Annotated in this window: 15 protein-coding genes; 11 read left to right on the top strand and 4 right to left on the bottom strand. The window is 41.8% G+C overall.

Annotation, left to right across the window (positions count from 1 at the left end):
* The 3 genes from F8L24_RS03710 to F8L24_RS03720 form a co-directional block, all read right to left on the bottom strand.
* Positions 1-366 (bottom strand): RDD family protein (locus F8L24_RS03710; protein ID WP_294951931.1); only part of this gene is annotated, 366 nt, incomplete at its 3' end.
* Positions 366-1,163: a TIGR04219 family outer membrane beta-barrel protein gene (locus tag F8L24_RS03715; protein WP_294951933.1), complete on the bottom strand. Its 798-nt coding sequence runs from the start codon at positions 1,161-1,163 to the stop codon at positions 366-368. The genes F8L24_RS03710 and F8L24_RS03715, both read right to left, overlap by 1 nt.
* Positions 1,163-2,377 (bottom strand): type II secretion system F family protein, encoded by a 1,215-nt coding sequence (locus F8L24_RS03720; RefSeq protein WP_294951936.1) that lies wholly within the window; start codon positions 2,375-2,377, stop codon positions 1,163-1,165. The genes F8L24_RS03715 and F8L24_RS03720 overlap by 1 nt, the downstream gene beginning before the upstream one ends.
* 239 nt (positions 2,378-2,616) lie before the next feature.
* On the opposite strand from F8L24_RS03720, the gene F8L24_RS03725 reads away from it, so the two are divergent.
* The 3 genes from F8L24_RS03725 to infC all read left to right on the top strand — a co-directional run bounded on the left by F8L24_RS03725 (position 2,617) and on the right by infC (position 6,107).
* A complete protein-coding gene (locus tag F8L24_RS03725) occupies positions 2,617-3,657 on the top strand; it encodes a diguanylate cyclase (protein ID WP_294951939.1) in 1,041 nt (346 codons plus the stop codon).
* A gap of 87 nt (positions 3,658-3,744) precedes the next feature.
* Entirely contained in the window at positions 3,745-5,559 is a 1,815-nt protein-coding gene (gene thrS / locus F8L24_RS03730; protein ID WP_294951941.1) for a threonine--tRNA ligase, read from the top strand.
* Positions 5,556-6,107: a translation initiation factor IF-3 gene (gene infC, locus F8L24_RS03735; RefSeq protein WP_294951943.1), complete on the top strand. Its 552-nt coding sequence runs from the start codon at positions 5,556-5,558 to the stop codon at positions 6,105-6,107. The genes thrS and infC overlap by 4 nt, the downstream gene beginning before the upstream one ends.
* 44 nt (positions 6,108-6,151) lie before the next feature.
* Here infC and F8L24_RS03740 read toward each other — a convergent pair whose 3' ends face one another.
* Entirely contained in the window at positions 6,152-6,976 is an 825-nt protein-coding gene (locus tag F8L24_RS03740; protein WP_294951946.1) for an FAD-dependent thymidylate synthase, read from the bottom strand.
* Between the two features lie 60 nt (positions 6,977-7,036).
* On the opposite strand from F8L24_RS03740, the gene F8L24_RS03745 reads away from it, so the two are divergent.
* The 8 genes from F8L24_RS03745 to rplQ all read left to right on the top strand — a co-directional run bounded on the left by F8L24_RS03745 (position 7,037) and on the right by rplQ (position 13,358).
* A complete protein-coding gene (locus tag F8L24_RS03745; RefSeq protein WP_294951949.1) occupies positions 7,037-8,140 on the top strand; it encodes a deoxyguanosinetriphosphate triphosphohydrolase in 1,104 nt (367 codons plus the stop codon).
* A gap of 77 nt (positions 8,141-8,217) precedes the next feature.
* Positions 8,218-10,035, top strand: coding sequence for a translational GTPase TypA (typA, locus tag F8L24_RS03750; RefSeq protein WP_294951950.1), 1,818 nt, complete (start codon positions 8,218-8,220; stop codon positions 10,033-10,035).
* A 430-nt stretch (positions 10,036-10,465) separates the two neighbouring features.
* Positions 10,466-10,579: a 50S ribosomal protein L36 gene (rpmJ, locus tag F8L24_RS03755; protein ID WP_008244830.1), complete on the top strand. Its 114-nt coding sequence runs from the start codon at positions 10,466-10,468 to the stop codon at positions 10,577-10,579.
* Positions 10,580-10,581: 2 nt separating this feature from the next.
* Positions 10,582-10,944, top strand: a complete 363-nt coding sequence (gene rpsM, locus F8L24_RS03760; protein ID WP_046551848.1) for a 30S ribosomal protein S13 — start codon at positions 10,582-10,584, stop codon at positions 10,942-10,944.
* Between the two features lie 13 nt (positions 10,945-10,957).
* Positions 10,958-11,332: a 30S ribosomal protein S11 gene (gene rpsK, locus F8L24_RS03765; protein ID WP_067332446.1), complete on the top strand. Its 375-nt coding sequence runs from the start codon at positions 10,958-10,960 to the stop codon at positions 11,330-11,332.
* Positions 11,333-11,334: 2 nt separating this feature from the next.
* Entirely contained in the window at positions 11,335-11,961 is a 627-nt protein-coding gene (gene rpsD / locus F8L24_RS03770) for a 30S ribosomal protein S4 (protein ID WP_294951959.1), read from the top strand.
* A 19-nt stretch (positions 11,962-11,980) separates the two neighbouring features.
* Positions 11,981-12,982, top strand: a complete 1,002-nt coding sequence (locus F8L24_RS03775; protein ID WP_294951961.1) for a DNA-directed RNA polymerase subunit alpha — start codon at positions 11,981-11,983, stop codon at positions 12,980-12,982.
* 25 nt (positions 12,983-13,007) lie between these two features.
* Positions 13,008-13,358: a 50S ribosomal protein L17 gene (gene rplQ / locus F8L24_RS03780; protein WP_294951964.1), complete on the top strand. Its 351-nt coding sequence runs from the start codon at positions 13,008-13,010 to the stop codon at positions 13,356-13,358.
* Positions 13,359-13,692: the final 334 nt, after the last annotated feature.

A 13,692-nucleotide genomic window follows, 5' to 3' on the forward strand; every position in this document is an offset into this window, starting at 1 on the left:
ACTTTCATCTATGAGGGTAAGATCATAGGCACGGTATCCGGGTGTCTGACCTGTTTTGTACATGAAAGCGGTCTGGATAATGATAAGAGGCACAAGAATGTAAAGCCATCCCAGTGCCTTATGTGCGGCAAAACCTTCCCTTCCACCCATTACCAGGTAAAAAACAATATACATAATGGGCATTACAAGCATAAACGAGTCGGTCAGAAAGGCTTTTACTTTTTTCCCCTTGGAAGCATAATTTTTTTTTGGTTTTTGCGATTTTTCCTGAGAAGTTTTTTTTGTTATTCTACCCTGTTTAATATCACGAAAACGTTTCTTTCGGGGAGTATGCCTTTCCGGACCGCTGTTTGCTGTTTTTGCCATTAGAAATCCCATACGACGGCACCGTAAATGCCGTTAAAATCCATGTCGACCGCCAGCCCCTCTGCAAGATCATTGCTGTCAAGATGTATGCCTTTGTACCCGGCTTCGATACCCAGCCCCATGCTGAAAGTATATCGGGCACTCAGCTCGTAGTTGTAATACGTTGTATTGTCATAACTGAAATAATCCCCTTCAAACTGAAGACTGACATCAGTTGTCGGAATATTAAAACGGGCTTTTCCGTAAAGTGTAGGTAAAAAAAGTGAAAAATCCGTAGATTCTGTATGTGACAGGGAGATCGGGCTCATTCCTACCAGTCCGGTGACGGCGATATTGCCGTCGATATATCCGAGTGTGATTCCTGCATCAGCTTCTATCCAGTTATCGAGCAGTTCATAGTACAGTGTCAGATCGTATTTGTTGGCGGTAAAACTGTTCTCGATACTTCCAAAAGAAGGGATATAGATACCTCCCCAGGTAAAATCATCAACACTTCCTTTTCCCTCCTGCGAGAGCTGCATAAAACCAAGTTTGATATTGGGGAGCAACGGCACGGGGTGTTCAATGTATGCTTTGAGTACAATATTCTGGTTACTTTGCCAATGCAGTGTATCTTCCAGGTCAGCAGAGGTTCCAAGCCCCAGTCCGGTATAAGGTTCCGTGTAGGAGGCGTATCCGCTTGGAGAGTGGCTGTATAAACCAAGAGATATTTCTCCTCCTATGGTATCGGCGTAAGCCAGGCTGGTTGTAGCAAGTATGGTTGCAATAGCAATAGATTTTAACTGTTTTGGTTTCATTATTTCAATCCTTGTGTCATAGTAAATATCGGTAGGAGCATTGCAGAAACGATCACGCCCACGACCCCGCCGATAAAGAGCATCATAAATGGCTCAAGCAGGCCCAGAAGCAGTTTAAGCTTGTCTTCATTTTCTTCCGCATAGAGGAGGGAGATATTATCAAGAATATTGGCTACCTCGCTCGATTCTTCTCCCAGTGCAAGAGACTGCATGAAGTTCCGCTTCAGCTTCACCCCTTTGGCAAGCTGCAGTGCATTGGAAAGCTTGTTCCCCTCCATCACTTTGACAGAGGCGGCTTCAAACAGGGATTTGAGTTTGTAGTTATGGAAAGAGGCAGTTGAAAGTTTGACAGCCTGGGCATAGGCTACTCCCGATCCGAGCATGAGTGAAAGAATATAGGAGAAGCGTCCGAGTTCGTGATTTTGTATCAGCGGTCCGATGACAGGTACCTTTAGCAGCAAGCCGTCCCAAAAACTGTGAAAAGCGTCTATTTTGCTGTAGGTAAGTTTGAAAAGAACGATCACCAGAACAATACCGATGATCAGTTGCATATAATAATGGGTCAGAAAATCGCTGATACTCAGTACAAACTGTGTGATCGGAGGCAGTTTTTGATCCGTATCTTCAAATACTTCTGTGATCTTCGGTACCACAAAAGCAATAAGAAACGAAGTCATTGCAATGGCGACTGTAAAAATAACTGCCGGGTAGACCATGGCGCCTTTGACTTGTTTTTTTACTTTATTCTGTGTAGAAAAGAAATTTCCCATATTGGTCAGTACTTCGACCATTTTACCGCTCTGTCCTGCGATATTGAGACTCTGCACGAAAAACTCGGGCATGGCATAGACTTTCTGTGTATTGAGTGCATGGTAGAGAGATTTTCCTTCATCGATCATCGTTTTGATAGAATTCAGAAAAGAGACGTATTTCTTTTCTCCCTCATGCTGATTTTCCATCAAACGTATAGCTGTCAGAATGGTCATACCGGAGTTCAAATAAGAGGAAAGTTCTTTGGAGAAGGCTGCCAGCATTTCTCCGGGCATTTGTCTTTTAGAAAAGGTTTCAAGGGAAAATTCTTTGGTGGGGGCAAGAGATTCATAGTAAATATTCTGGCTGCGGAGTTTTTGTCCGGCCTCATCTGTGGAGTTGGCTGTCACCGTACCTTTGACTCTTTTCCCTGTTTTATCAAAACCTTTGTACTTAAAGAGCATCTATCTGTGTATCCTTATAATATTAAATGAATAGCATTATAACTTTTTTAGCTGTATCTTTAAACGGGTGATAGGGAAATATGATTAGGTCTCCTGTGGGCAAAACCCGCCAGTGAAGGGTAAACAAGCAGGATATTGTCGTGTTATTGCTAAAGACCGGCATGAATACGGTATATCGGGAAAGTCTTAATTTTATATGGTAGAATGTGATAGTTTTATACACTACACGGGAGAACAAAATGTCTGAAAGCTATATTGAATATCAAGAAGAACGTTTTTACAGTTTGATCAGAATGAGTGTACTTCTGGTATTGACGTTTTTAAGTTTTCTGATTAGTTCCAATATCTTTCCGAAGATACAGCTGGTACAGCTGGTATTGGGAGGATTGATGATCCTTTCTTTGGTATACCACGCGTTTATCACGTATATGCCTGGGAAATTCATTATGATCAGAAAGAATCTTCTATTGCTCATGGATTTTGTCATTCTGACATTTCTTATCAATGTACTTGGGGAACAGGGAATTTATCTTCTTCCCCTGTATGCCCTTATTGTAATGCAGAGCAGCGTAAGTTATGGTTTGAATTATTATGTCAGCGGTGCTCTGATGGCTGTGGCTTCCCTGGCATACCTTGCCATGATGTCGCCTTATTGGGAAGGACAGTATAATGTTATTGTTGCCTTTGGTATCACAACGCTCCTTGTACCGCTTTTTTATATTAAAACTTTAATACGAATGGATAAAAAAATAGGTGAAGCTGAAGAGAAGATCGCCTATGTGGATGAACTTGAAGAACAGGCCAGTGTAGAATTTACCGGCATTAAAGACAGAAATGCCTATAAAGAAACGATCAAAGGGCTCATCAAGAAAAAAGAGCCTTTTACGCTGCTTTTCATTTCACTTCAGCAGATTGTTGAAGGTAAAGAGGATGATACGATCAGCCATACACTTCTGCAAACTATCATTGATGAAATCAACAAGGTATTGACTGAAGATGATTTTTTTGCCAGGCTGAACGATAATGAATTTGTTATTATTAGCAGAAAACAGCGGGTATTCCTGAGGAAGTACCTACAGAAACTTGAAAATGTCATTGTTTCTACCCATCGAGGGGTCAATGGAAAAAGTATTCACATCGAACCCAATATCGGTGTGACACTCTATCCTGAGGATGGACAGAATGAGATGATCCTCGGCAAGTGTGCTGACGATGCAATGAAGGCAGCCAAGGAGAAGGAGAGCGTCCATCATATGTTCTATCGCGGCCTTACAAGTTAATTTTGCTATAATACGCACATTTTTAACGCAGCCGTGTTTGTCTTGTGACAGCCAAAATACGGTATATGCATCATATAAAGGGTTATTGTGAGTGAAAATCTAATTGGTTACATAGATGACCAGGGCAGCATCATAGACACACAAAGTGCAGGTGAGAACTGTACAGCAGCACCGATAGAGTTTGATAATTCCGAGAAGTCACTTGAAATCATCAGGCACTCTACCGCACATCTTATGGCACAGGCGATCAAAGAGCTTTATCCGGATGCCCAGTTTTTTGTCGGACCGGTCGTGGACGAGGGATTCTACTATGACTTCAGGGTCAATGAAAAGATCGGAGAAGAGGATCTCAAAACGATCGAAAAGAAGATGAAGGAACTCATCAAGAAGAAATACAAGATCGAAAAGTATGAGATCAGCAAAGAAGAAGCATTGAAGAAGTTTGCCAACGATGATCTCAAGCTGGCGGTACTTTCACGTATTCCGGATGAAATGGTTTCTATCTACAAACAGGGTGAATTTGAAGATCTCTGCAGAGGACCTCATGTACCTGCACTCCGCTTTCTGCACAACTTTAAGCTGACCCGGGTGGCAGGTGCCTATCTCGGCGGTGACGAGAATGCCGAAATGCTTACCCGTATCTACGGTATTGCCTTTGCGGACAAAGAATCGCTCAAGAATTATCTGACAATGATGGCAGAGGCCAAGAAGCGCGATCACAGAAAGATCGGAGCGGAGATGGAGCTTTTTATGTTCAACGAAGAATCCGGTGCCGGCTTGCCGTTCTGGATGCCGCAGGGAGCAAAACTGCGATATAAGCTCGAGCAGATTCTTCACAAAGCCCACCTTGTAAGAGGCTATGAACCTGTACGGGGTCCGGAAATCCTCAAGGCTGATATGTGGAGAACATCCGGTCACTATGCCTGTTACGGTGAAAATATGTATCTTACAGAGATTGACGGACATGAGTACGGTATAAAACCTATGAACTGCATCGGCCATATCCAAATTTTTAAACAAACACAGAAAAGTTACCGTGATCTGCCTTTGCGCTACTATGAATATGGTGTGGTACATAGACATGAGAAGTCCGGCGTACTCCATGGCTTGCTGCGTGTACGGGAATTTACCCAGGACGATGCACATATTTTCTGTGCTCCCGAGCAGATCGCTTCGGAAGTACTTGAAGTGGTTGAATTTGTTGATGCTGTTATGAAACTTTTCAATTTTGAATATACAATGGAAATTTCAACCAAACCGGAAAAAGCTATCGGTGAAGATGCTGTTTGGGAAATAGCGACCCAGGGACTGAAAGACGCACTCGAAGGAAACAGCCTCCCCTACACCATTGATGAGGGCGGTGGTGCATTCTACGGTCCGAAGATCGACATTAAGATCACTGATGCGATCGGCAGAAAATGGCAGTGCGGTACTATTCAGGTCGATTTTAATCTTCCTGAGCGTTTTGAAGTTGAATACGTAGCAGAAGACAACAGCCGAAAGCGCCCGGTAATGATCCACCGTGCGATCCTGGGATCATTCGAACGTTTCATCGGTATCCTGACAGAGCATTATGCAGGGGAGTTCCCCTTCTTCCTGGCACCGACACAGGTGATCTTCGTTCCTATCTCGGAGAGTCATGCTGACTATGCCTATGCACTTAAGAAAAAGTTGACGCTGGAAGGGATAGATTCTGAAGTCTCCGACAAGAACGATTCGCTGAACAAGCGCATTAGAACCGCTGAAAAGCAGCGTGTACCGTATGTCGTGATCATTGGCGATGAAGAGGTACAGAATCATTCTGTAGCCATTAGGAACAGAAGGGTTCGTGAACAGTATAATCTTACACAAGACGAATTTATGGTAGAATTAACCAAACAACTTCAAGAAGGAAAAATTTGAGTAGACAAAACGATAGAAACAACAGGGGCAGGAAAAAAGCTGACAGTACCATAATGAATGATGCTATCAGGGCAAGTGAACTTAGAGTACTTGGAGACGATGGTGAACAGTTCGGCATCATTTCCAGAAATGAAGCACTCAAGATTGCAGAAGAGAAAGGTTTGGATCTGGTGCTTGTATCGCCGGATGCAAAACCCCCTGTTGCAAAAGTCATGGACTACGGAAAGCACAAATACCAGCTGGAGAAGAAAAAGAAAGAGGCACGCAAGAACCAGAAAAAGATCGAGGTCAAGGAAGTGAAATTCTCCTGTAAAATTGCAGAGAACGACATTGCTTACAAGGTCAAACATGCGCGTGAATTTCTTGAGAAAGGCAAACATGTCAAACTGAGGGTTTTTCTGCGGGGACGTGAAATGGCTAACCCTGAATGGGGCGTGGAAGTACTGAACCGTGTCTGGCCTATGCTTCAAGATATTGCACAGTTGGAATCTCCTGCCAAGCAGGAAGGACGCTATATCAATATGTATGTTACTCCGCTCAAAAAATAATACGGCAAGCTGCAAAAAAAATGATGGGAATTTTTTCCCGGCGGCTAACTTTCTCTGTATTTTTTATCGATAAGCTTGAGATATTTTACGGGAGTGACTTTTTTCATCTCCTGTGCAAGCCATTGTATTTGAAACCAGGCTGCCCCGCTGTCCCTGAGGTCAAAATAGTTCTTGAGACTGCGTATATTGAAAGTGACGACCATGTCTACTTTCCAGTTGTCAGAAACAATATGCTTAAACTTGTCTCCCACATTACGTTTTTTCTTTCCCCTTTCCAGTGCATCATAGAGATTTTGGGCATTGCCTTTAAATTCCCTGAGATACCCCAGTGAAGATTTCGCGATGGCTGAGTCTATGAATTCTGAATCTCTTTTATATTGAAACATCAATTTATCAAAAATAGCACGTATTTCTATGGCGAGATAGTCCTGGTCACTGATAACAAAAAGATTCAATGCCAGCAGTTTTTCTAAGAAAAAGGAAAAAGGATCTCCGTTTTCTATGGAAGCGACAAAAGCATTGATGACACTGGACATCGTATACCGGGTACTTCTTACCGATATTGCCTGTAAGCGGTGTCTTGCATGTTCTTGCAGAACCCCCCGGGAGGTTCCCTGGATCAAATAACTCAGGGTAGCATGTTCAATGATGGAGTGGTGATGATGCACCCATGCAAGATTGGAGAGAAGATCAGAATCATCTATCCTGTTGATTGCATCAATATCAAGGTTTTGCATAGCATTTCGGATAGAAGCATTCTCCGAATTTTCAAAGCTGTCATAACAGGTTCTGGCTGCAATTTCGGCTACCCCCAGACCGGATTCCTGCAAAAGTGTCACTTTTGGCTTTTCATATGCTATTTGATACATCTTTCACCCCGCGCTTTTTAGATACAATTATAGCGAGTAAACGATAAATAAGGCTATTAAATGCATCCATATGAACGATTCCATGCTTTTCAGGAGGACTTTAGAGATCCTTTTTCCCGGGACAGGGACAGAGTACTGCACTGCAGCTCATTTAGGCGTCTCGAATACAAGACACAGGTTTTTCTCAACCATGAAGGTGACTATTTCCGTACACGCTTGACACATTCACTTGAAGTAAGTCAGATTGCCAGAACACTTTCACGTATGTTAGGTTTGAATGAAACGCTTTCTGAAGTCATTGCTCTGTCTCATGACCTTGGACATACGCCTTTTGGACATGTAGGAGGGGATGAACTTGACCGATTACTCAAAGAAGACGGCAGGGTGCTTGGATTTGAACACAACTTTCAGTCTTTCCGGGTACTGACAAAACTGGAAAAGCGGTATAAAGATTTTGATGGGCTCAATCTTACTTTTGCTACGCTTGAAGGAGTTTTAAAGCATTCCTATCCCTATAAAAAGCCATTTTTGGATCATCTCGATCAACGGTTTAGGCTGGAGTACCATCCTTCACTTGAAGCAATGGTTGTTGATCATGCTGATGAGATAGCCTACACTTCGCATGATATTGATGACGGTATCAAATACGGATTGATTTCTTTTGATGAGCTGCTTGAAGATGCCCTTTGCCTCCGGGTAGATGAAATGGTGAGGCAAGAGGGAGTGCAGCGAAATGAAAAGCTCTACCGCCATCGATTTGTAGCCGGTCTGATCAAACTTCTGGTTGAGGATTTTATCGAAAACTCCAAAGCCGGTGCAGCCAAATACCGCCAAAAAGAACCTATCTGTGCACGTTTGAATGCCAAAAATGTTATCCCTGTAGGGTTTTCGAAGAAGAGTGCCAGCCAGCTGAAACACCTTAAAAAGCTGTTATATAAAAATCTTTATCAGCATGAAAAGATAGTGAGAAAAATGTATGCAGGGAAACAATGTATCAAAGGCCTTTACAGTGCTTTTCGTGAAGATGTGAACCTCCTTCCTCCCCATCAGAAAGAATTGCTTGCTGTACGTACGAAAGAGCGTGTTATTGCTGATTATATCGCTGATATGACAGATAGGTTTGCAATGAAAACCTACCGTGAGTTGTATGGTCTGGCACTGTAAAATCTCATATATAGTTATTTTTGGATATAATGCGCGAAATTATACAGGGGCTTCGGCTCTATTTCTAGGATACTTTTATGCAAAAAATCAAAAACATTGCGGTTATCGCACACGTTGACCACGGGAAAACGACACTGGTCGATGAACTTCTTCAGCAATCTGGTACATTTGAAGCACACCAGCAGGTTGAAGAGAGAGCGATGGACTCTAATGACATCGAAAAAGAGAGAGGAATCACAATTCTTTCAAAAAATACGGCCATTACTTACGGTGACCACAAGATCAATATTATTGATACTCCGGGCCACGCCGACTTTGGCGGAGAGGTTGAGCGTGTACTCAAAATGGTCGATGGTGTGCTTATGCTTGTCGATGCACAGGAAGGAGTCATGCCTCAAACAAAGTTCGTTCTGAAAAAAGCGATTGAACTTGGACTTATCCCGGTAGTGGTTATTAATAAAATTGACAAAGACGGTGCAGAGCCGGATAGAGTGCTTGATGAAATGTTTGATCTCCTTGTTGCGCTTGATGCCAATGAAGAGCAGCTTGAGTTTCCTGTACTGTATGCTGCGGCAAGAGACGGGTATGCCAAATGGAATCTTGAAGATGAAAACAAAGATATGACACCACTTTTTGAAGCGATCCTTGAAAAAGTACCTTATCCCACCGGTTCACCGGATAACGATACGCAGGCTCAGGTCTTTACTCTGGATAACGATAACTTTGTCGGACGTATCGGGATTACGCGTATCTTTAACGGCAAGGTAAAAAAAGGTGATGAATATGTACTGATTAAAGCATCCGGAGAAAAGTCAAAATCACGTATTTCCAAACTGATCGGCTTCAAAGGGCTTGAACGTATGGAGATCAATGAAGCGGAAGCAGGTGATATCGTAGCGATAGCAGGGTTCAGTGATATTGATGTAGGCGATTCTATTTGTGATCCTGTCAATCCTGTAGCACTTGATCCTATGCATGTGGAAGAGCCGACACTCTCAGTAATCATGTCAGTCAATGACGGTCCGTTGGCAGGTACAGAAGGCAAACATGTAACTTCGAACAAGATTGCTGAGAGACTTGAAAAAGAGATGGAAACAAACATTGCTATGCGTATGGAACCTATGGGAGATGCCTCCTTTAAAGTTTCAGGACGTGGTGAACTACAAATCGGTATTTTGGCGGAAAATATGCGACGTGAAGGGTTTGAATTCCTTCTCGCCCGTCCGGAAGTTGTTGTCAAAGAAGAGAACGGCGTAAAGATGGAACCGTTTGAACATCTTGTGGTTGATGTCCCTGAAGAATTTCAAGGTGTTGCTATTGAAAAACTTGGAAAACGTAAAGCAGAAATGACTTCTTTGGCCCCTATGCCTGACGGTACAGTACGGATTGAATTTGAAATTCCTGCACGCGGGCTCATCGGTTTCCGTTCCGAGTTCTTGACAGATACCAAGGGTGAAGGTATTATGAACCACTCCTTTATTGAGTATAGACCCTACACCGGAGTCGTGGTCAGCCGTACACCGGGTGCACTTGTTTCTATGGATAATGGAGAAGCAGTAGCCTTCTCTATTTTTAACCTGCAGGCAAGAGGTACACTTTTTATCAAACCTCAGGACAAGGTCTATTCCGGTATGGTTATCGGAGAAAGTGCAAGACCGGGAGACCTTGATGTCAACCCGCTCAAGGGAAAACAGCTTACCAATATGAGAACATCAGGTGCAGATGATGCCATTAAGCTTGTCCCACCAAGACAAATCACACTTGAATCTGCCATGGAATGGATAGAAGATGATGAATTGATCGAAATTACACCGGAAAGTATCAGAATTCGTAAAAAATCTTTAGATCCTGTCGTAAGAAAAAGAGCAGCAAGAGACAAAAAGAACGCAAAATAATTTTTGCAGGAGTCGGTTGCTCTTTTCCCGGCATTAAAATTTTACTCAAAGCAATACCGTGTTGAAAAACCTCTTGTTTTGAGACGCATCTTTCCCTTTTTTGGTCAAAATACTAGTTCCTGTCCAGTTATTTCAAGCCAAACCAACATAAATTTTAGATTTTTTAAGTATAAGAAAAAATAAAGAAATATTTCGGTATAATCCTCCTCCCTATTGCTATAGGCTTAGGAAACTGCGAGAAGAATCTTTGATTAATTCTGCACCGATTACTCAAGGGTTGGATCATGATACACTCAATGATCCACGCAATCAAAGGTGCAACAAAGACATAAAAGCGACTAGTCGCGCGAGTCCGTTTAGAAAGTGGACTTAGCGTCAGCGTAGTGTGTAGGGCTTTGCTCTATACGCGTTATCATATAGGAGAAAACCCATGAAGGTTAGACCATCAGTTAAAAAAATGTGCGATGATTGCAAGGTGATCAAGCGCAAGGGTATCGTACGCGTGATTTGTAAAAATCCAAAACATAAACAGAGACAAGGATAAACATGGCACGTATTGCAGGTGTTGATTTACCACAAAAGAAAAGAATAGAGTATGCATTGACATACATCTATGGTATCGGTTTGACAACGTCAAGAAAAATTCTTGACAGAACTGGTATTGACTATAATACCAGAGTGCATGAGCTTACAGATGCTCAGGCGGCAACGATCCGTAATGATATTCAGGAGAATATCATGGTGGAGGGTGACCTTAGAAAGAAAGTGACACTTGACATCAAAGCACTTATGGATCTAGGATCTTACAGAGGTCTTAGACACAGAAGAGGACTGCCTTGTCGTGGTCAAAAAACAAAGACAAATGCGCGCACCAGAAAAGGTAAGCGTAAAACTGTCGGCGCAGCGTAAGGAGTAGCAAAGTATGGCTAAGAAAAAAGCAAAAAAAAGTATTGCTAAAGGTGTAGTGTACGTAGCTGCAACTTTCAATAACACTGTGATCACAGTGACTGACGAAATGGGAAATGTTATTGCTTGGAGTTCTGCAGGAGCACTTGGTTTCAAGGGTTCTAAAAAATCAACTCCTTTTGCTGCGACAGAAGCGGTTGCAGACGCAATGGCAAAAGCAAAAGAAAATGGCATCAAAGAAGTAGGGATCAAAGTTCAGGGTCCTGGTTCCGGTAGAGATACAGCGGTTAAAGCGATCGGTGCAACTGAAGGAATTCGTGTAACATTCCTTAAGGACATCACTCCGCTTCCACATAATGGTTGTAGACCACCTAAGAAGAGAAGGGTATAAGCATGGCAAGATATAGAGGTCCAGTTGAAAGACTTGAAAGAAGACTTGGTGTTGATCTTGGTTTGAAAGGTGAGAGAAGACTCGCCGGAAAATCTGCATTGGAAAAAAGACCATATGCTCCGGGACAACATGGGCAGAGAAGAACAAAGATCAGTGAATACGGTCTTCAGCTCCAGGAAAAGCAAAAAGCGAAATTCATGTACGGTGTATCTGAAAAACAATTCAGATCACTTTACAAAGAGGCGAACTCAAAAGACGGGAATACAGGTTCTATCCTGATCCAACTTCTTGAGCAGAGGCTTGACAATGTCGTTTACAGAATGGGTTTTGCAACAACGAGAGCGTCTGCAAGACAATTCGTAAACCACGGACATGTACTTGTTGACGGTAAAAGAGTTGACATTCCGTCTTACAGAGTGAAAGCAGGTCAGAAGATTGAGATCAGAGAAAAAAGCAAAACAAACTCTCAGATCCTCAGAGCAATTGAATTGACTAATCAGACCGGTATGGTTGAATGGGTTGATGTTGATAAAGAGAAACTTTTCGGGATCTTCAGTAGGGTTCCTGAAAGAGAAGAGATAGCAATCCCAGTTGAAGAGCGTCTAATCGTCGAGCTTTATTCTAAATAATCTTAGTAAAGGCTAGTTAATGAGAAAAATTAAAGTTGCACCATTTATGCCAACAGAGGTAGAAGTCAACGAGATCAATGAAAATCGTGCAGAGATCGTTGCGTATCCTTTTGAGAGTGGCTATGCTGTTACACTTGCACATCCGCTGAGAAGGCTCATTCTGGGATCTTCTATCGGGTATGCACCTATTTCTGTAAAGATCGAAGGTGCCGCACACGAGTTTGACAACATCAGGGGTATGCACGAAGATGTCGCTGTATTTATTATCAATCTGAAAAACATTCGTTTCAAAATTAAAGACGAAAGTGACAGGGTAGAGCTTAAGTATAGTTTTTCTGGGTATAAAGAGGTCACAGCACAGGATCTTAATAATGATCAAATTGAAGTGGTAAACGGAGATCTTCCTCTTGCAACACTTAATGAAGATGCTGAATTGAACTTCACTGTTGTTATTGCCAAAGGTATTGGATATGTACCAAGTGAAGATTTGAGAGATGAAACAGATGCAGACAGTATTGCTTTAGATGCTTTTTTTACTCCGGTAAGAAAAGCAAACTACAAGATTGAGCCTGTACTTGTGGAAGATAACCCAAATTTCGAAAAGATTACATTTGATATTGAAACCGACGCCCAAATCGGTCCGGTTGAAGCCTTTACCAATGCATTGGAAGTTATGAATAAACAGCTTTCTGTATTTAATGGTGTACTTGATGTGAACATTAGTACAACATTGCCCAAAAGAACAGGTGATGACAGTGAACTTAAACCATTTCTGATGGCTGTGGACAGTCTGGGATTGAGTGCAAGATCATTTAACTCGCTTGATAGAGCTGGTATCAAATTCCTCGGTGAATTAGTATTGATGAGTGAAAATGAGATCAAAAATATCAAAAATCTTGGTAAGAAATCTCTGGATGAGATCAATGAATGCCTGATAGAGCATAACTTTGGTCCTGAATTTGAACTCAAAGAAAGCACAAGAGCAAATCTTGTCAAAAAATTAGAACAACTTAAAGCATAGTTGTAATAGTAAATAAAGGACAAACATGAGACACAAGCATGGTTACCGTAAGTTAAACAGAACGTCTGCTCACAGAGCAGCACTTCTGAAAAACCTTTCTATTGCTTTGACAAAAGAAGGTAGAATTGAGACTACATTGCCAAAAGCAAAAGAACTGAGAAGTTATTATGAGAAGCTTATCACTAAAGCTTCATCTGGTGATTTCAATGCACACAGAGCAATTTTTGCAATGTTGCAACACAAAGAGAGTACAAGCACCATTGTAAATGAAATTGCACCGAAATATGCAGACAGAAACGGTGGATATACAAGAATCATTAAAACTCGTATGAGAAAAGGTGATTCTGCACCAATGGCAATTATCGAACTCGTATAATTTCCTGCTTTTCCATTCTTTTTAGCTATTCAGGGCTCCAGCTCTGAATAGCTAAACCTCAATTTTTCTATTTATTCCAAACAAACATACATACTTTCTCCTACCTCCAATAAAAAAAGAATTCCAACCAATGAAAAACAAAGTTCAAAGATAGAGCAAAAAGGTCATAAAGATTAATAAAACAATAGATAGAGAGGGGGAGAGCAAGGGATAAAATTCTCTATATAATGTAAGTAAAAGCAAAGATCAGAAAAAAAAACAAGAAATTTCGAATAAATTGCAAAAAACCCTTGACAAGAGAGAAGTTCGGTGCTATAATACGCGTCCAACAACA

This window comes from Sulfurovum sp. (assembly GCF_015493435.1).
Taxonomy (GTDB): Bacteria; Campylobacterota; Campylobacteria; order Campylobacterales; family Sulfurovaceae; genus Sulfurovum.